The sequence below is a fragment of the Sphingobium sp. FG58 genome (assembly GCF_057809055.1).
The window spans coordinates 83,597-101,315 of the sequence record NZ_JBMDJF010000006.1; the positions used below are offsets into that span (position 1 = coordinate 83,597).

Sequence of the window (17,719 nt, forward strand, 5' to 3'; positions counted from 1 at the left end):
GTGCCCCTACCGGTTGCGGGCGGGGCTATATCCTAACCGTAACTAAACCATCTCGCCCGTCAGCAACCGTGGCAGCGCGCCTGACTGCCCGCGCGCCTCTGCCATGAAGCGCCCTTTCAGCAGCGACGTGCGCTGCACCGCCGCCAGCCCCGCGCGGCGCGCCAAGGCAGGCAAGCGCCCCGGAATATCAAACAGCCGCACCAGCCCGTCCATCGCCACGCTGACCGAGAGCGAATCCAGGCTCCGCCAGCGCTGGTAGCGTGCCAGCAATTGCGCGTCGCCCGGATCAAGGCCCAGCCTCTTGCCCTCCACCAGCACCTCGACCAGCGCGGCGACATCGCGGAAGCCCAGGTTCAAGCCCTGCCCTGCAATCGGGTGGATCGCATGGGCGCTGTCGCCGACCAGCGCCAACCGCGTGTCGGTGATCCGCGCGGCATGGTGAAAGCCCAAGGGGTAGGAGGAACGCGGTCCGGCCAGGCTTATTTCGCCCAGGAACCCGCCGATCCGCTTCTGCGCTTCGGCCAGCCAGGCGCGCTCGGACAATTTGAGCATCGCGGGCGCCTGTTCCGTCGGCACCGTCCACACGATCGCCGATCGCGTACCGGGCAGCATCGGCAGCAGCGCGAAAGGGCCGCCGACATAGAAAATCTCATAGGCCGTGTTGGCGTGCGGCACCTCATGGTCGATCGCACTGACCATGGCGGTATGCTTATATTGCCAGCGCGTGGTGCGGATACCTGCCGCCTCGCGCGTGGGGCTGTTGCGCCCCTCCGCCGCGACCAGCAGCGCCCCCTGAATCATCGCGCCACTCGCCAGCGTCAGCGTCACGCCATCGGCATTGCGATCGACATGGATCGCGCGGTCAGGCTGGAAGCGGGTGAGACGGGTCGCCCCCTCTGCTGCCTGCGCCAGCGCGATGCGCAGGTCGCGATTGGGGATCATCGTCCCCATCACGCCATCATCGGCGTCCGGCACGAAATCGAGCGCCCCCGGCTCCAGCCCGTCGCTGACCCAGATGCGATCGATCGGGCAGCCCTTGCCTTCCAGAAAGGGCGCGACCCCGATCGCCGAGAGCATCGCAAAACTGGTCGAGCTGATCGCCGACACACGACCGTCAAAGCCGGTGGCAGTGGTATCCACCGGATCGGCGGGGTCGATCACGGCACAGCGCACGCCATGGCCGGAAAGGGCGATGCCAAGGGTCAGGCCGACAAGGCCGCCACCCAATATCACGACGTCGAAGCGTTCCATGCGCCTTATCTAGGCGCTAGGGGTGCGATTGGGAAGCGGCTGTGCGCGCCCTACGCCCGAAAGGACAGGGTGCAGCACCATAAAAAAACCCGTTCGTCCTGAGCCTGTCGAAGGGCCGTCCTTCCTTTCAAGAAAGAACGACAGGGCTTCGACAAGCTCAGCCCAAACGGGGTTTGGAATCATCCGCCGGTTACAGCATCCGCACCCAGCCCGCCGGATCCGCTACCGTCCCGCGCTGGATGCCGGTCAGTTCCGCCCGCAGCGTTTCGGTGACGATGCCGCCATCGCCATTGCCGATGGTGAAGTCGCCATCCACGCTCTTGACCGTGCCGATCGCGGTGACGACCGCCGCGGTGCCGCAGGCGAACGCCTCGCGCAGCTTGCCGCTGGCCGCATCGGCGCGCCACTGGGCAAAGCTGTACGGCTCTTCGCGCACATCATGCCCCTTGGCGCGGGCCAGGGTGATGATCGAATCACGGGTAATGCCGGGCAGGATGGTGCCGCCCAGCGGTGGGGTGACGATCGACCCGTCGTCCATGACGAAAAAGACGTTCATGCCGCCCAGTTCCTCAACCCACTTATTTTCCGCCGCGTCCAGAAACACGACCTGGTCGCAGCCATGGCCGATCGCTTCCTTCTGCGCGACCAGCGACGCGGCATAATTGCCGCCGCATTTGGCAGCGCCGGTGCCGCCCCGCGCCGCGCGGGTGAAATGTTCCGACACCCACAGGGTCACGGCCTTCTTGCCGCCCTTGAAATAGGCACCGGCAGGCGAGGCGATGACGCAGAAAATATATTCGTTGGAAGGGCGCACACCCAGGAAATTCTCGCTCGCGAACAGGAAGGGGCGCAGATAGAGGCTGCCTTCCCCGCCCGGAATCCATTCGGCGTCGATCTGCACCAGCGCCTCGACCGCCTCCAAAAATATGTCCTGCGGCAGTGCGGGCATCGCCATGCGCTCGGCCGATTCGGCAAAACGACGGGCATTTTCCTCCGGGCGGAACATGGCGATGCTGCCATCTTCCAGCCGATAGGCCTTCATCCCTTCAAAGATTTCCTGCGCATAATGCAGCACCGCGCAGGCCGGGTCGATCTGGAACGGCTCGCGCGGACCGACCGCATGGCTGTGCCAGCCCTGCCCTTCGGTGTAGCGGATCGTCACCATATGATCGGTAAAAATCCGCCCGAAACCGGGGTCCGCCAGCAATACGGCACGCTCGTCCGCCGACACAGCCCTGGGGCTTGGGGTGACGGTAAAGCGCGATGTCTGCTCGACGTCCATAGTCTGTCTCCTTGGGTTGGACGGCGTGCCTATGTCACAAATGAGCGCATGAAACAACGTCAACTATACTGACCCATCAGGCCATTGCGCCCATGCTGGCCTCTTGGCGCTTTCTCGCCACCCCGCTATCGCTCGGCCATGCACTTTTTTTCCGACAATGCGACCCCGGTTTGCCCGCAGGTGATGGCGGCGATGGCAGCCGCCGACAGCGCCGACCATGGCTATGATGGCGACCGGTGGAGCGCCAGGCTGGACGGGGCTTTCTCCGCCCTGTTCGACACGCAAGTCCGGGCGCTGTGGATCGCGACCGGCACGGCGGCCAACAGCATCGCGCTGGCGACGCTCTGCCCGCCCTATGGCGGGGTGATCTGCCATGAGGAAGCGCATATCGTCGTCGACGAATGCGGCGCGCCCGGCTTCTTCACCCATGGCGCCAGCCTGATGACGCTGCCGGGGGATGGCGCGAAGCTGACCCCCGAAGCGGTCAACGCACGACTGGCGGCCATCCGTCCCGACGTGCATCAAATGCCCGCCCGCGCGATTAGCATCACCAACGCCACCGAATATGGCCGCCTCTATGCCCCTGATGAGGTTACGGCCCTCGGTGCCATCGCCCGCAGCCATGACCTCGGCTTCCACATGGATGGCGCGCGTTTCGCCAATGCGGTGGCGCATCTGGGCTGCACACCCGCCGACCTGACATGGCGCGCCGGAGTCGATGCGCTCAGCTTTGGCTGCGTCAAAAATGGCGGGATGATCGGCGAAGCGCTGCTCTTCTTCGGCCCGCAGGCCGATACCCGCGCCGCGGAGGCCGCGCGCTGGCGCAAACGGTCGGGGCATCTTTTCTCCAAGGGCCGCTATCTCGCCGCGCAGATATTGGCGATGGTCGAGGATGATCTGTGGCTGGCCAACGCCCGCGCCGCCAATGCCGCCGCGCAGGCGCTGGCGCAGGCTGTGCCGGATCGCCTGCTCCACCGCGTGGCGGCGAATGAGCTGTTTATCCGCCTGACCGCACCAGAGGCCGCAACGCTGCGCGCGCAAGGCTTCGATTTCTACGACTGGGGCGAAGGGGCCGCGCGGCTGGTCACCAACTGGTCGCAGGACGCCGCGAGCGTCGAGCCGCTCGCCGCCGCGCTACGGGCGCTCGACGATGGCTGAACCCGCCGACAAGGGTGGCATCCTCTTCCCCTTCATCCTCGTCACGCTGATCTGGAGTTCGACCTGGATCGTCATCCGCGACCAGATTGGCAGCGTCCCGGCCAGCTGGTCGGTCTGCTATCGCTTCGCGCTGGCCGGGGTCGCCATGGCCGTCTTTTGCCGGATGCGCGGTGTGTCGTTGCGGATCGGCGGCGCGGGGCTGATCTTTGCCGCTTTGCTGGGGACGGCGCAATTCGTCCTCAACTTCAATTTCGTCTATCGCGCGGAACTGACCCTGACATCGGGTGTCGTCGCGGTGATCTACGCCATGCTGCTCATCCCTAACTCCATCCTGTCCTTCATCATTTTCCGCCAGCCGGTCGGCCGCGCCTTCATCGCCGGGTCGGCGGTGGCAACGGCCGGTATCGCGCTGATGCTGACCCATGAATATCGCGCCGCCGGCATCGCGCCGGGCGACGTGCTGGTGGGTGTCGGCTTCGCTGTCGCCGGATTATTGAGCGCGTCTGCCGCCAATGTCATGCAGGGAATGGAGATTGCCCGCCGCCTGCCGATGATCGCGGTGCTGGCATGGGCGATGCTGATCGGCGCAGGCATCGACGCCGCCTATGCACTCGCCACGGTCGGGCCGCCTGTGGCCGAATGGCGCGCGGGTTATTGGCTGGGCGTCGCCTGGCTGGGGCTGGCCGGATCGGTCGTCACCTTCCCGCTCTATTTCCGCCTGATCCAGCGCATGGGCGCTGGCCGCGCGGCTTACACCAGCGTCCTGATCCCGATCATCGCGATGCTCATTTCCACGCTGGTGGAAGGCTATCGCTGGACCGGGCTAGCGGCTGGTGGCGCCTTGCTGGCGATCGCGGGCATGGCCATCGCGCTGCGGGCGAAGGCGGGGTAAATTCCCCCGCCCGCGCTTTCTCTTATCCGCCTCTTATCCGCGCAACACGCCGCCCAGCTTCTGCGCCGCCTTGACGATCGCCGCGCTGATCGCGTCCAGCTCTTCCTGGGTAAAGCTCTTCTCGCCCGGCTGGAGCGTGACTTCGATCGCCAGCGATTTGCTGCCTTCGTCCACGCCCGGCCCGGTAAAGACATCGAACAGGCGCGCGTCCACGATCGCCTTCTTGTCCGCGCCCTTCACGGCCCGGACCAGCGCATCAGCCTCAACGGCGTCAGCCACGACAAAGGCGAAATCGCGCTTCACCGCCTGCAAGGCGGGTGGCGCATAGGGCGCGCGCATGAAGCCGGTCTTGCGCTTGCCCGGTATCGCGTCGAGGAAAATCTCGCCCGCCACCACCGTGCCGCTCAACCCGAACTGCTTGGCGAGGCCCGGATGCAGCACGCCATATTCAGCCAGCACCACCTTCGGCCCCAGCCGCAACGTCCCCGACTGGCCGGGATGATAGGCCGCCGATGCTTCCCCGAAACTCTGGAGATTGGCGACCGGCGCGCCTGCCGCCGCCAGCAGCGCCATGATATCAGCCTTGGCATCATAGGCGGTGAAGGGCTGGGCCTTGCCATCCTGCCAGCTGCGCGACTGCTTTTCGCCCGCCAGTACGAAGCCGACGGTCGCCCGCTCGCCCTGCTTGAAATAGCGCCGCCCCAGCTCGAACAGTCGCACCGACGCAGCGCCGCGATCCATGTTGCGGCGGCTGGCCGACAGCAGGCCGGGCAGCAGCGAAGGCCGCATGACCTTCAGATCCTCCGAAATCGGATTGGCCAGCACCCACTGTCCCCCGCCCACGGAAGCAGCCTCCTTTTCCGACAAGAAGGACCAGTTGATCGCCTCTGCCAAACCGCGCGCCGCCGCCGTCCGGCGCACCCGGCGCTCGACCAGCTGTTCCGCCGTGGCGGTCGGGCGGGCAACGCCGGGCATACGCGGAAGCGGGGTGGAGGGTACATGCTCCAGCCCGACGATGCGCACGACCTCCTCGACAATGTCGGGCCAGCCATCGACGTCGCGCCGCCAGCTTGGCACGGTGATCGACCAGGCGCCCGGCACGATGACCGGCACGCCATCCTCATAATCGGTGCGGTTTTCCTGCCCGCCCAGGACAAAGCCCAGACTTTCCAGGATGCGCTTCTGCTCGTCCGCCGCCACATAGACGCCCGCCAGCGTCAGACACTGATCGGGGGTATAGGCCACGACCTTGGGCGTCACCGGCGGCGCGCCCGCACGGGTTGCCTCACTCGGCGTGCCGCCGCACAGATGCGTCACCAGACTGGTCGCGATCGACAGGCCATCGTCCAGAAAGGCCGGATCGACCCCACGCTCGAACCGCCCGCGCGCGTCTGAGGTCAGGGTCAGCTTCTGCCCCGTCATCGCGATCCGTTCGGGCGTAAAGTAAGCGCATTCGATCAGCACGTCGGTGGTGCCGTCCTGCGCGCCCGAATGTTCGCCGCCCATGATGCCGCCAATGTCGTGGACCGCTTCATCGTCGGCGATGACGGTCATCGTCTCGTCAACCGTATAGGTCTTGCCGTTGAGCGCCAGCACCTGCTCGCCCGGCTTGCCCTTGCGCGCCACCAGCCCGCCCTTCAGGCTCGCCATGTCATAGACGTGCAGCGGACGGCCCAGGTCGATCATGATATAGTTGGTGATGTCGACCAAAGTGCTGATCGGCTTCTGCCCGATCGCCTTCAAACGCTTGGCCATCCATTCGGGCGACTGGCCATTGGTCACGCCGCGCACGGTCCGCGCGAAGAAGGCCGGGCAGCCTTCCGCATCCTCGGTCCGCACGTCCGGCCCCGGACCCACGCCTGCAATCTCTGGCACGATGATGGCGTTGAGCGTCCCCAACCCCGCTGCCGCCAGATCCCGCGCAATGCCGCGCACGCCCATGCAGTCCTGCCGGTTGGGGGTGATCGACACGTCTATGACCGGATCGTTCAGCCCCGCCCAGTCAGCATAGACCTGCCCCACCGGCGCGGCTGCATCCAGTTCGATGATGCCGTCATGATCATCGCCCAGCTCCAGCTCGCGCGTCGAACACATCATCCCGTTGGATTCGACGCCGCGAATGGCGGTCTTTTTCAGCACCATGCCGTTGGCAGGCACCACCGCGCCCTCGGTCCCGAACACACCGACCAAACCCGCACGCGCATTAGACGCGCCGCACACGACCTGGAGCGGCGCGCCGTCGCCATGATCGACGGTCAGCACTTGTAACTTGTCGGCCTGCGGATGACGCTCGGCGGTCAAAACCTTCGCGATCTTGAAACCACCCAGCTTTTCCGCCGGATTCTCGACCCCCTCGACCTCCAGCCCGATGGCGTTCAGCGTCTTGAGGATCGTGGGCAAGTCCGCATCGGTCTTGAGATGCGTCTTGAGCCAGCTCAGGGTGAACTTCATGCGCCCACTCCCCCGCTCAGCGTCGGCACGTCCAGCGCCGAAAAGCCATAATGTTTGAGCCAGCGCAGATCGCCGTCGAAGAAGGCCCGCAAGTCGTTCATCCCATATTTGAGCATGGCGAGCCGGTCGACCCCGGTGCCAAAGGCAAAGCCTTGCCACTCGTCTGGGTCCAGTCCGCACGCCTCGATCACCCGCCGGTTGACCATGCCGCTGCCCAGCACTTCGAGCCAGCCGCCATCGGCTGCATCGCCGTCCCCGCCGATCACCCGCTGGCCATTCACTAGCGCATAGCCGACATCGACCTCGACAGAGGGTTCGGTGAAGGGGAAGTAGCTGGGGCGCAGGCGCAGGACGATATCCTCGCGCTCGAAAAACGCCTTGAGGAAGGTCTCCAGCGTCCATTTGAGATGACCCAGCGTGATCCCCTTGTCGATCACCAGCCCCTCGATCTGGTGGAACATCGGCGTGTGGGTCGCATCTGAGTCGCTGCGATAGACGCGGCCCGGCGCAATGATGCGGATCGGCGGCGGCGTCGTCATCATCGTGCGAATCTGCACCGGCGAGGTGTGGGTGCGCAGCAGCATCCGCTTCTGCCCCTCCTCGTCGGGGAAGTAGAAAGTATCGTGCATCGCGCGCGCCGGGTGCGTCTCAGGAATATTGAGCGCGGTGAAATTATGCCAGTCGTCCTCGATCTCCGGTCCGGTCGCGACCGAGAAGCCCAGATCAGCGAAGATTTCCGCCAGTTCGTCCATCACCTGGCTGACAGGATGCACGCTCCCCGGCGGACCAAGATCGGCGGGCAGGGTCATGTCGATCTTCTCAGATGCCAGTCGCGCGTCGAGCGTCGCCTGCTCCAGCGCCGCCTTCTTCGCGGCGATCGCGGCGGTCACGGATTCGCGCAGATCCTGGATCGGCGGGCCTTTTTCCAGTCGCTCGTCCGGCGACATACCACCCAGCGTCTTGAGCAGGCCGGTAATGACTCCGCTCTTGCCCAAAGCGCCAACGCGCAACGCCTCGACCGCGTCCAGCGTGTCGGCGGCGGCAATGTCGGCAACCAGCCCGGCTTTCAATGCGCTAATGTCTGTCATCTACTGTCATTCCTGAGGAGCGGAAACATAGGCGCGCCTTAGCGAGGCGCGCCGTGCAAGGGAAGGCTTACGCCCGCGCGCCCAGCAAAGCGCCGCCAAAGCCGATGAACATCACGCCGGTCGCCCGGTTGAACAGGCGCTGGCGGTTCACCGGTGCCAGCCAACGGGCCAGTTTGATCCCGCCCAGCGCATAAGCGGCCTGCCAGCCGAGCTCGATCACCACGAAACTGATCACCAGGATCGCCAGCTGCGTCCCGAACGGACGGCTGGGGTCGATGAACTGGGGAAACAACGCGGCGGCGAAGATGATCAGCTTGGGGTTGGACAGGCCGGTCAGCAGCCCGGTCAGGTAGAGCGCGCGGTCCGAACGCTTGGACACCGCGCCATCAACCCCGCCAACCGGCGCGCGCCAAGCCTTGATCCCCAGCCAGACCAGATAGGCAACGCCCGCGTAACGCAGCACGTCGAACAGGCGCGGCGAGGCCTTGAGCAACGCCCCCAGCCCCAGCGCCGACGCGATCAGGCACAGCAGCACCGCGCTCATCAGCCCAGCCATCGTCGCCAGCGCGCGGCGCGGACCATGGGCGATGCTCTGCGTCATCACATGCAGCATGTTCGGCCCCGGCGTGGCGGAGATCAGGAACACGGCGGTCACATAAAGCCACCAGAGATGCAGCGACATGGGGTTGGTCCTTATGTAATATCCCGTTCGGGCTGAGAGAAGTCGAGGCCCTCCGCTGAACGCAGTGAAGCGCCTCGCCAGGCTCGGCAGAACCCTTCGACTTCGCTCAGGATGAACGGAGTAGTGGCAACAAACAAAAAGGGCGCCGGAAGCTTCTGCCCCGGCGCCCTTTTGACGATCTTGCGATCGACCGGCCTTATGCTGCGGGCAGCGCAGCCTTGGCCTGGGCGATGATGGCGCTAAACGCCTCGCCTTCGTGCATCGCAATATCGGCCAGAACCTTGCGGTCCAGCTGCACACCGGCGAGCTTGAGGCCATGCATGAATTGCGAATAGGTCAGGCCTTCAGCGCGGACACCCGCGTTGATGCGCTGGATCCACAGGCCACGGAAGCTGCGCTTCTTGACCTTGCGATCGCGATAAGCGTACTGGCCGGCCTTTTCGACCGCCTGACGGGCGACGCGGATCGTATTCTTGCGACGGCCATAATAGCCCTTCGCCTGTACGAGAAGCCGCTTATGCTTGGCGCGGGTGGTTACACCCCGTTTGACGCGTGCCATTGTCCCTTACTCCTTACTTGAGGCCGTAGGGCGCCCAGAGGCGGACGTGAGCCACGTCGGCATCGGACAGCACGGAAGTACCACGGTTCTGGCGAATATATTTGGCGTTGTGGCTGATCAGACGGTGACGCTTGCCAGCGACGCCGTGCTTGACCTTGCCGGAAGCGGTGAACTTGAAGCGCTTCTTCACACCGCTCTTGGTCTTGAGCTTGGGCATTTTCGTCTCCTTTGCGTAGCGCGACGATTACAGACAGCCCCGGCAGCCCTAGTTAGCCGGGCGGTCCCACTGAATATCGCGAAGGGCGCGCATAGGCGGACATGCGCATAAAGGCAAGCGATTCGCACATGGCGCGCGACCGGAGCCATTTCGCCCGCCGGGGCGTTGAGGCCGCCATGGTCGATGGTGATGCGCAGATTTCGGAAAGCCCGGCCCCCGCGCCCCGCGCAGGCTATCGCGCCCATGCGACCGCGCTGCGCGAACGGTGGCGCAGATTGCCATGGCCCGTGCGCCTCCTTCTGGGCATTGTCGGCTTTCTCTTCGCAATCTGGCTGATCCTGTTCATTACCAAGGGGCGCTTCCTTAAAAGCCCGTTCGAACAGATATTGGGCAATCGGCTCCAGCGCGAAGTCCGCGTCGGCGGCGATTTCCAGCTCTATTTCGCGCCGATCAGCATCAAGTTCCGGGCTGAGAAGGCGCGCATCACCAATCTGCCCTGGGCGAGCCAGCCCGACCTGTTCCGCGCCGACCTGATCGACGCGCGGATCGCGCCGCTCAGCCTGATTTTCGGCGACAAGGTCCGCCTGCCCTGGCTGGAGTTGCGCAATGGCGCGGTCGATCTGGAATGGTCGCGCGATCACAAGCATAATACATGGACGCTGGGTGATCCCAAGGCGGACGGCAAGCCGATGGTTTTCCCCCTGATAACCCAAACCAGACTGGCAGGCACCACGTTGCGCTACCGCGATCCGCGCCTGCAACTGAATGCCGACATCGGGTTCGAGACGGTCCGGGCGAAGGATACGCGCTTTATCAGCGATATACGCCTGTCCGGCACCGGCACTATGCGAAGCAAGCCGTTCACGCTCGAAGGCAGTTTGCTTTCTCCCAATGCCACGGTCTCGCGCGGCAAGAACAGCCTGCAACTGCGCGCGCAGGCTGGTGCGACGGTCGTGGACGTCACCGGCACACTGCCCGGCGCGACGCAGCTGGAAGGCAGCGACCTGCGCCTCGTCACCCGCGGTCCCAACCTTAGCCTATTGTTCGATTTTCTGGGCGCAGCCATTCCCGACACCCGCGTCTATCGCTTTACATCGGCCCTGACCAAGGTCGGCGACGAATGGCGCTTCACGAAACTGCAGGGACGCTTTGGCGCCAGCGATCTAGCAGGCCGCTTCACCGCGTCGCTTCCCGATGGCCGCCTGTTGCTCAAAGCCGACCTGGCGACCCAAACGCTCGACATCATCGATGCCGCGCCTTTCTTTGGCTATGATCCTGAAAAGATCGAACAGCAGGGCGCGGCTGGCGCGATCGAGACGGTACAGGGCACGCCGCGCCTGCTGCCCGACACGCCGCTCCGGGTCGAGGCGATCCGCAATTTCGACGCCGACGTAACCTACAGCGTCAAGCGCGTCCGGGCCGAGCGCGTCCCCATTTCCGACATCGCCCTGACCCTGAAACTAGACCGCAGCCTGCTCACCCTCTCACCGCTGACCTTCGACATGTCGGGCGGCCATGTCGCGTCGGACATAGAGATCAACGCGCGCGGCACGCCGGTCAGGACCAGCTACGATATTCGCCTTGCCCCCACGCCCATGGGTACGTTGCTGGCACGCTGGGGTGTCGAACAGTCCGGCACGACCGGCACGATCAAGGGCCGGGTGCAGATGACGGGGATGGGCGACACGCTGCATGATTCGCTCGCGACCGCCAATGGCCGCATCGCCGTGATCCTGCCCGCTGGCACGATGTGGGCGCGCAACGTCCAACTGTCGGAACTCGACATCGGCACCTTTGCGACCAAGATGTTTGCAGGCAAGCTCAAGGATCCGGTGCAGATCAATTGCGGCCTGATCGCCTTCACCGTGCGCAATGGCGTGGCAGCCGCCGACCCGATCCTGATCGACACGAAGAAGAATGTGATGATCGGCCGGGGCGGCTTTTCCTTCCGCAACGAAAGCATCGACATCGCTTTCCGCGCCGACAGCAAGAAGATCAGCCTCTTCTCCGGTCAGTCGCCGATCGGCATCAACGGCTATTTCGCCCGGCCCGGCATGTCGGTCATCAGTCCCGAACTGCTGGCGCGCAGCGGTGTGGCCGCAGGACTGGCAGTCGTGGGGACGCCGCTGGCGGCCGTCATCGCCTTCGCCGATGTCGGCGACGCAAAGGGTGCGGCGTGCGGCCCGATCCTGTCCGGTGCCAATGCGATCGCCCAGCGCACCAAGCGCGGCAATCCGCGCGACGATGTCGGCCAGGGCACGACGGCAAAGGATGAGAAGGGCAAGGGCAGCAAAAGCGAGCAGAAACGCCAGGACAAGAAGTTTCTGGGGATTTTCTGACCCCCTTATGCCCGACCCCTAATGGCTGTGGCCATGCGCCGCGTTGGCCATCGCCTCCAGCACATCTTCCAGTCGCGCCGGATCGCCCAGCGCCAGCACATGGCCGTCGCTGTCGGCAGTCAGCGGTTCACCGTGCCAGTCGCACATCAGCCCGCCAGCACCCTCTACCACCGGCACCAAAGCGGCGAAATCATAGGATTGTAGCCCCGATTCGATCACGATGTCGAGGAAGCCCGACGCCAGCAGGCCGTAATTATAGCAATCCCCGCCATAGACCGGTCCCTGCCGTGGCGATCCGCCGGAGACCGCTGCGACCAGCGCCATATAAGGCGGCACGTCGCCATCATCGAAGAGGTGCGGGCTGGTCGTCGCAATGCCTGCGCCCTCGATCGCGCGGCAGGCGCGGGTGCGGATCGGCTGGCCGTTGAAGGTCGTCGGCTGCCCCGCCATACCGGCCCACCGTTCTTTGGCGATCGGCTGGTCGATGATACCGATGGTCGGCCACCCCCCTTGCGTCAGCGCGATCAGCGTGCCGAAGATCGGCCGACCGGCAATGAAGCTGCGGGTGCCGTCGATCGGATCGAGGATCCACACCCTTTCGGCATCCTCGCGCACCGAGCCATATTCCTCGCCAATGATGCCGTCGCCCGGACGCTCTTTCTCCAATATCGCGCGGATCGCGGCCTCCGCCGCGCGATCGGCTTCCGTCACCGGCGATTTGTCCGCCTTATATTCCATGTCATAGCGGGCGCGGAAAAAAGGGCGGATCGCCGCGCCAGCGGCGTCGGCAAGGCGGTTGGCAAGGGCCAGGTCATCGCGGGTGGTCATCCCCTTCGCCTAGCGGCTGTGCGGCCTTTGCGCTAGACTGCGTGCCAATGGAGAAGGAGGGAAAAATGCCCGGTTCGCCTGTAATCCCATGCCTGCGCTATGCCGACGCCCCTGCCGCGATCGACTTTCTGTGCGACGCCTTCGGTTTCGCGCGCCACGCCATCTATGCCGATGATGCCGACCCCGCCATCATCCACCATGCCCAACTGGTGCTTGGTGCGGGCATGATCATGCTGGGCAGCGTGCAGGATATGGCCGCCGAATCGCTCTATACCTGGTCCACCGCGCGCGACCTGGGCGGGATCACGGGATGCGTCTATGTCGTGGTGCCCGATGTCGATGCCCATTGCCTCCACGCCCGCAATGAAGGCGCGGTGGTGGTCGATGAGCCACGCGACAATAACGGCTATCCGGGGCGCGGCTACAGCGCGCTAGACCCGGAAGGCAATGTCTGGAGCTTTGGCAGCTACGATCCCTGGGCTTAAGCCTTCGGCAACCCCGTCACGCTAAGACTCGCGAGCAAAGGGGTTGCCCATGGCGCTGATCGGCTGGTTCCTGAGTTTTGTCGCCCTGTTTTCGGGCCTTGCGCTGCGGCAGGACATGCCGGTCGGCGGCGCTGCCACCCTGTCCAACCTACTGATCGCGCTGGCGGTGCTGGCCTGCCCGATGGTCTGGCAGGGCAAGCCGCTCGGCATATCGCGCGGCCAGCGTGTCGTGGCCGCGCTGATCATGATCCTGTCTGTGCCGCTGATATTGCTACCAGCGGCCTGAACCTCTCAATCAAACAGGCTCGACACCGAGCTTTCGTCGGCAATCCGCTTGATCGCTTCGCCCAGCAAAGGCGCGATCGGCAAATGACGGATATGCGCGGCATTGTTCACCGCATCGGTGCCCTGGATCGAATCGGTGATCACCAGTTCCAGCAGGTCCGACGCCTCGACCCGCGCGACCGCGCCACCCGACAGCACGCCATGGCTGACATAGGCGACCACTTCCTCGGCACCGGCGGCCTTCAGCGCACTGGCCGCGTTGCACAGCGTACCCGCCGAATCGACGATATCGTCGATGAGGACGCAGAAGCGGCCCTTCACGTCGCCGATGATATTCATCACTTCCGATTCGCCCGCACGCTCGCGGCGCTTGTCGACGATGGCGAGCGGCGCATTGTCCAGCCGCTTGGCCAGCGCCCGCGCGCGCACAACGCCGCCGACGTCGGGCGACACGACCATGATGTTACGATCGCCAAAGCGAGCCTGAATATCCGCCGACATGACCGGCGCACCGAACAGATTGTCGGTCGGAATATCGAAGAAACCCTGGATCTGCCCGGCGTGCAGATCGACCGACAGGACGCGATCGGCGCCCGCCTTGGTGATCAGGTTGGCGACCAGCTTGGCGCTGATGGGCGTGCGCGGGCCGGGCTTGCGATCCTGCCGGGCATAGCCGAAATAGGGGACGACGGCGGTGATCCGCTTGGCCGACGCGCGTTTCAGCGCATCGATCATGATCAGCAATTCCATCAGATTGTCGTTGGTCGGATAGCTGGTGGACTGGATCACGAACACATCTTCGCCCCGGACATTTTCGTGGATTTCCACGAACACTTCCTCGTCGGCAAAGCGGCGGACGCTGGCGTCGGTCAGGGGGATTTCGATATAGTCGGCGATGGCGGCCGCGAGCGGCTTGTTGGAATTGCCGGTCATGAGCTTCATGGCCAAGTCCCCCTGCTATTTGGCGGCGTGACGAATTGATGACGCTGCGTGAAAACGCCGCCCCTTTAGCCGCGTCCGTTCCTGCTGGAAAGGCGCTTTTGCGCGTGGCGGCAAAATGCTCTAACGGCCCCGTTCATGACCGACAAACTTGTGATCGCCCTTGCCCAGATGACCCAATCGGTAGGCGACCTTGCCGCCAATGCCGACGCGATGCTGGCATGGCGGGACAGGGCCGTTGGCGCGGACCTGATCGTCTATCCCGAATTGCAGCTGATCGGCTATCCGCCCGAAGATCTGGTGCTGAAACCCGCATTGGTCGAGCGCGCGAATCAGGAGCTGGACCGGCTGGCGCAGGCGACTGCCGATGGCGGTCCGGCGATGCTGGTCGGCACCGTGGTTGCAGCGCATGGCGTGTTGTTCAACGTCGTCGCCCTGCTGGAGGGCGGCGCGGTGACGCAGATCCGGCAGAAGCGCGAATTGCCCAATTATGGCACGTTCGACGAAAAACGCCTGTTCGCCCCCGGCCCGCTGCCCGCGCCGATCGACTTTCGCGGCGTGAAGATCGGCGTGCCGATCTGCGAGGATATCTGGTTCCCCTTCGTCACCGCCCATCTGAAAAGCGAGGGCGCGGAGATATTGATCAGCCCCAATGGCAGCCCCTATGAAGTAGACAAGGATGACCGCCGCCAGACCATGGTGGCCGGCACGCGGGTACGCGAAACCGGCCTGCCGCTTGTCTATCTCAACCGCGTCGGCGGGCAGGATGAGCTGGTGTTCGATGGCGCATCCTTCGTCATGAACGCCGATTTCGGCATCGCGGCGCAACTGCCCGACTGGGAAGAGGCGCTGGTGCTGACCCAGTGGGAAAAATGGGACGGCCAGTGGGTCTGCCTGCCCGGCGATTGCCATGTTCCAGACGAGCGCCCCGCCGACATTTACAACGCGATGGTATTGGGCCTGCGCGACTATGTGAACCGCAACCGCTTTCCCGGCGTGGTGCTGGGCCTGTCCGGCGGGATCGATTCGGCGCTGTCCGCCGCCGTCGCGGTAGATGCGCTGGGCGCTGACCGGGTGTGGTGCGTCATGATGCCCTCGCGCTTCACCAGTCAGGAGAGCCTGGACGATGCGGTCGAATGTGCGCGCCTGCTGGGTGTGCGTTACGACACCATCCCCATCGAACCGGCGGTTGGCGCGTTCGACACCATGCTCAGCGATGTGTTCGCCGAGCGCCAGCGCGACCTGACCGAGGAGAATATCCAGTCGCGTATCCGCGGCGTGACGCTGATGGCGCTGTCCAACAAATTCGGCCACATGCTGCTGACCACAGGCAATAAGAGCGAGATGTCGGTCGGCTACGCCACCATCTATGGCGACATGGCGGGCGGCTATTCGGTGCTGAAGGACGCCTACAAGACCACCGTGTTCGACCTGTCGCGCTGGCGTAATGAGAATGTCCCGTCGTTGGGCGAGGGCTTTGGCCCCACCGGCCCGGTCATGCCGCAGCGGGTCATCACCAAGCCGCCAAGCGCCGAACTGCGCCCCGACCAGCGCGACGATGACAGCCTGCCGCCCTATGAGGTGCTGGACCCGATCCTCTACGGGCTGGTCGAGGAGGAATTGTCGGTCGACCAGCTGGTCACCCGCGGGTTTGAGCGCGAGACGGTCGCGCGGATCGAGCGGCTGCTCTATGTCGCGGAATATAAGCGCCGCCAGTCGCCCCCCGGCGTGAAACTGGGCAGCCGCAATTTCGGCCGCGACCGCCGCTATCCGATCACCAATGCGTTCAGAACATTATGATTTCCCCGTTCGCCCTGAGCGAAGTCGAAGGGTCAAGCTGAGCGGAGCGAAGCCACTTCGCTCCGCTCAGTGGATGGCTTCGACTTCGCTCAGCCCGAACGGATTTAGGATTAACCCATGACCGTCATCACCCGCTTCGCCCCCTCACCCACCGGCCACCTCCATGTCGGCAATATCCGCGCCGCGCTGCATAACTGGCTGTGGGCGCAAAAGAGCGGCGGGCAGTTTCTGCTGCGGCTCGACGATACCGACCTGGAACGTTCGCGCCCCGAATATGCCGATGCGATCCGCGCCGACCTGCAATGGCTGGGCCTCCACTGGGACGCAGAGGCGAAGCAGTCGGAGCGCTTCGCCCTTTACGAAGCGCGGTTTGAAGCACTGCGGGAATCGGGCCACGTCTATCCCGCTTACGAGACGAGCCAGGAACTGGACCTCCGCCGCAAGGTCTTGCTGGGGCGTGGCTTACCGCCAGTCTATGATCGCGCCGCGCTGACGCTGACCCCGGACCAGATCGCCGCTTACGAGGCCGAAGGCCGCGCGCCCCATTGGCGGTTCAAGCTGGATCATGACCAGCCGATCGTCTGGACCGACCTCATCCGCGGCGACCAGCGTTTCGACCCCAAATTGCTGTCCGATCCGGTCATCCGCCGCGCCGATGGCAGCTGGCTCTACATGCTCCCCTCGGTCATCGATGATGTCGATATGGGCGTCACCCACGTCCTGCGCGGGGAGGATCATGTGTCCAACACCGCGACCCAGATCCAGATGTTCTCAGCGCTCGGCGCGCCGCTCCCGGCCTTTGCGCATGAAGCCCTGCTCACGGGGAGCGAGGGCAAGCTGTCCAAGCGGCTGGGGTCGCTGGGCGTCGCGCATTTCCGCGAGATCGGGCTGGAGCCAGCCGCCATCGCCTCGCTGCTGGCGCGGCTGGGCAGTTCGCAGCCGATCGAGCCGTTCGCAGACATGCAGCCGCTGATCGACAGTTTCGACTTCGCCCATTTCGGACGCGCGCCCGCGCGCTTCGACGAAGGGGAACTCGCGACCCTCAACCAGAAGATCGTTCACCTGTTGCCTTATGATGCGGTGGCCGCCCGCCTGCCCGATGGCATGGATGCGCCGGCATGGGACGCCATCCGCCCCAATCTGGAGACGGTTGCAGGCGCCGCCGACTGGTGGCGGATCGTCACCGGCCCGATCGACGCGCCCGCACCGGAAACAGAGGATCGCGACTTCCTCGCCCTGGCCCACCGCATCCTGGCCGACGCCTCCTTTGACGCCGATATATGGCGAACGCTCACCCATGCGCTGAAGGAAGAAACCGGCCGCAAGGGCAAAACCCTTTTCCTCCCCCTGCGCCGCGCGCTTACGGGGCTGGATCATGGCCCGGACATGGGGCAATTGCTGCCACTGATCGGCCGCGAGGAAGCCTTGGTTCGCCTTCAGCCCTGAGGACGGTTTTGGAGAAC

At 64.8% G+C, this 17,719-nt stretch carries 16 protein-coding genes; 7 read left to right on the forward strand and 9 right to left on the reverse strand.

Annotation, left to right across the window (positions count from 1 at the left end; genetic code table 11):
• Positions 1-42: 42 nt before the first annotated feature.
• Both ACODR8_RS09550 and ACODR8_RS09555 read right to left on the reverse strand, forming a co-directional pair.
• Positions 43-1,251 carry an FAD-dependent monooxygenase gene (locus ACODR8_RS09550; RefSeq protein WP_489007025.1) on the reverse strand — a complete coding sequence of 403 codons (1,209 nt, stop codon included), beginning with the start codon at positions 1,249-1,251 and terminating at the stop codon, positions 43-45.
• A 190-nt stretch (positions 1,252-1,441) separates the two neighbouring features.
• Positions 1,442-2,533: a branched-chain amino acid aminotransferase gene (locus tag ACODR8_RS09555; RefSeq protein WP_489007026.1), complete on the reverse strand. Its 1,092-nt coding sequence runs from the start codon at positions 2,531-2,533 to the stop codon at positions 1,442-1,444.
• A 138-nt stretch (positions 2,534-2,671) separates the two neighbouring features.
• Here ACODR8_RS09555 and ACODR8_RS09560 point away from each other — a divergent pair, with 138 nt between their 5' ends.
• Both ACODR8_RS09560 and ACODR8_RS09565 read left to right on the forward strand, forming a co-directional pair.
• Positions 2,672-3,691, forward strand: a complete 1,020-nt coding sequence (locus ACODR8_RS09560; protein ID WP_489007027.1) for a threonine aldolase family protein — start codon at positions 2,672-2,674, stop codon at positions 3,689-3,691.
• Positions 3,684-4,583, forward strand: a complete 900-nt coding sequence (locus ACODR8_RS09565; protein ID WP_489007028.1) for a DMT family transporter — start codon at positions 3,684-3,686, stop codon at positions 4,581-4,583. Before ACODR8_RS09560 ends, ACODR8_RS09565 begins: the two co-directional genes overlap by 8 nt.
• Positions 4,584-4,616: 33 nt before the next feature.
• Here the strand turns inward: ACODR8_RS09565 and pheT are convergent, their stop codons facing one another.
• From pheT to rpmI, 5 genes are all read right to left on the reverse strand, one after another.
• Complete coding sequence (pheT, locus tag ACODR8_RS09570; RefSeq protein ID WP_489007029.1) at positions 4,617-7,034, reverse strand: phenylalanine--tRNA ligase subunit beta; 2,418 nt, start codon at positions 7,032-7,034, stop codon at positions 4,617-4,619.
• A complete protein-coding gene (gene pheS / locus ACODR8_RS09575) occupies positions 7,031-8,122 on the reverse strand; it encodes a phenylalanine--tRNA ligase subunit alpha (RefSeq protein ID WP_489007030.1) in 1,092 nt (363 codons plus the stop codon). Before pheS ends, pheT begins: the two co-directional genes overlap by 4 nt.
• A 67-nt stretch (positions 8,123-8,189) precedes the next feature.
• Positions 8,190-8,804 (reverse strand): LysE family translocator, encoded by a 615-nt coding sequence (locus ACODR8_RS09580; RefSeq protein WP_489007031.1) that lies wholly within the window; start codon positions 8,802-8,804, stop codon positions 8,190-8,192.
• A gap of 196 nt (positions 8,805-9,000) precedes the next feature.
• A complete protein-coding gene (gene rplT, locus ACODR8_RS09585; protein WP_006952270.1) occupies positions 9,001-9,363 on the reverse strand; it encodes a 50S ribosomal protein L20 in 363 nt (120 codons plus the stop codon).
• Positions 9,364-9,376: 13 nt separating this feature from the next.
• A complete protein-coding gene (gene rpmI / locus ACODR8_RS09590; protein ID WP_004208916.1) occupies positions 9,377-9,580 on the reverse strand; it encodes a 50S ribosomal protein L35 in 204 nt (67 codons plus the stop codon).
• Positions 9,581-9,756: 176 nt separating this feature from the next.
• Between rpmI and ACODR8_RS09595 the strand changes: the two genes are divergently transcribed.
• Positions 9,757-11,919, forward strand: coding sequence for an AsmA family protein (locus ACODR8_RS09595; protein ID WP_489007147.1), 2,163 nt, complete (start codon positions 9,757-9,759; stop codon positions 11,917-11,919).
• Positions 11,920-11,937: 18 nt separating this feature from the next.
• Here the strand turns inward: ACODR8_RS09595 and ACODR8_RS09600 are convergent, their stop codons facing one another.
• Complete coding sequence (locus ACODR8_RS09600) at positions 11,938-12,747, reverse strand: inositol monophosphatase family protein (protein WP_489007032.1); 810 nt, start codon at positions 12,745-12,747, stop codon at positions 11,938-11,940.
• A 65-nt stretch (positions 12,748-12,812) separates the two neighbouring features.
• Between ACODR8_RS09600 and ACODR8_RS09605 the strand changes: the two genes are divergently transcribed.
• Together ACODR8_RS09605 and ACODR8_RS09610 are read left to right on the forward strand one after the other, a co-directional pair.
• Positions 12,813-13,232, forward strand: coding sequence for a VOC family protein (locus ACODR8_RS09605; protein WP_489007033.1), 420 nt, complete (start codon positions 12,813-12,815; stop codon positions 13,230-13,232).
• Positions 13,233-13,281: 49 nt separating this feature from the next.
• The gene (locus ACODR8_RS09610; RefSeq protein ID WP_489007034.1) at positions 13,282-13,518 is read left to right on the forward strand and encodes a hypothetical protein; all 237 of its coding nucleotides are present in this window, start codon (positions 13,282-13,284) and stop codon (positions 13,516-13,518) included.
• A gap of 5 nt (positions 13,519-13,523) precedes the next feature.
• Here ACODR8_RS09610 and ACODR8_RS09615 read toward each other — a convergent pair whose 3' ends face one another.
• Positions 13,524-14,459, reverse strand: coding sequence for a ribose-phosphate pyrophosphokinase (locus ACODR8_RS09615; protein WP_119746953.1), 936 nt, complete (start codon positions 14,457-14,459; stop codon positions 13,524-13,526).
• Positions 14,460-14,594: 135 nt separating this feature from the next.
• On the opposite strand from ACODR8_RS09615, the gene ACODR8_RS09620 reads away from it, so the two are divergent.
• Positions 14,595-16,256, forward strand: a complete 1,662-nt coding sequence (locus ACODR8_RS09620; RefSeq protein WP_489007035.1) for an NAD+ synthase — start codon at positions 14,595-14,597, stop codon at positions 16,254-16,256.
• Positions 16,257-16,373: 117 nt separating this feature from the next.
• Positions 16,374-17,702, forward strand: coding sequence for a glutamate--tRNA ligase (gene gltX, locus ACODR8_RS09625; protein WP_489007036.1), 1,329 nt, complete (start codon positions 16,374-16,376; stop codon positions 17,700-17,702).
• The last annotated feature ends 17 nt before the right edge of the window (positions 17,703-17,719 follow it).

Bases quoted from the DNA above. Each gene is read 5' to 3' on its own strand.
- ACODR8_RS09550 (WP_489007025.1), bottom strand. From the start codon at position 1,251: ATGGAACGCTTCGACGTCGTGATATTGGGTGGCGGCCTTGTCGGCCTG.
- ACODR8_RS09555 (WP_489007026.1), bottom strand. From the start codon at position 2,533: ATGGACGTCGAGCAGACATCGCGCTTTACCGTCACCCCAAGCCCCAGG.
- ACODR8_RS09560 (WP_489007027.1), top strand. From the start codon at position 2,672: ATGCACTTTTTTTCCGACAATGCGACCCCGGTTTGCCCGCAGGTGATG.
- ACODR8_RS09565 (WP_489007028.1), top strand. From the start codon at position 3,684: ATGGCTGAACCCGCCGACAAGGGTGGCATCCTCTTCCCCTTCATCCTC.
- pheT (WP_489007029.1), bottom strand. From the start codon at position 7,034: ATGAAGTTCACCCTGAGCTGGCTCAAGACGCATCTCAAGACCGATGCG.
- pheS (WP_489007030.1), bottom strand. From the start codon at position 8,122: ATGACAGACATTAGCGCATTGAAAGCCGGGCTGGTTGCCGACATTGCC.
- ACODR8_RS09580 (WP_489007031.1), bottom strand. From the start codon at position 8,804: ATGTCGCTGCATCTCTGGTGGCTTTATGTGACCGCCGTGTTCCTGATC.
- rplT (WP_006952270.1), bottom strand. From the start codon at position 9,363: ATGGCACGCGTCAAACGGGGTGTAACCACCCGCGCCAAGCATAAGCGG.
- rpmI (WP_004208916.1), bottom strand. From the start codon at position 9,580: ATGCCCAAGCTCAAGACCAAGAGCGGTGTGAAGAAGCGCTTCAAGTTC.
- ACODR8_RS09595 (WP_489007147.1), top strand. From the start codon at position 9,757: ATGGTCGATGGTGATGCGCAGATTTCGGAAAGCCCGGCCCCCGCGCCC.
- ACODR8_RS09600 (WP_489007032.1), bottom strand. From the start codon at position 12,747: ATGACCACCCGCGATGACCTGGCCCTTGCCAACCGCCTTGCCGACGCC.
- ACODR8_RS09605 (WP_489007033.1), top strand. From the start codon at position 12,813: ATGCCCGGTTCGCCTGTAATCCCATGCCTGCGCTATGCCGACGCCCCT.
- ACODR8_RS09610 (WP_489007034.1), top strand. From the start codon at position 13,282: ATGGCGCTGATCGGCTGGTTCCTGAGTTTTGTCGCCCTGTTTTCGGGC.
- ACODR8_RS09615 (WP_119746953.1), bottom strand. From the start codon at position 14,459: ATGAAGCTCATGACCGGCAATTCCAACAAGCCGCTCGCGGCCGCCATC.
- ACODR8_RS09620 (WP_489007035.1), top strand. From the start codon at position 14,595: ATGACCGACAAACTTGTGATCGCCCTTGCCCAGATGACCCAATCGGTA.
- gltX (WP_489007036.1), top strand. From the start codon at position 16,374: ATGACCGTCATCACCCGCTTCGCCCCCTCACCCACCGGCCACCTCCAT.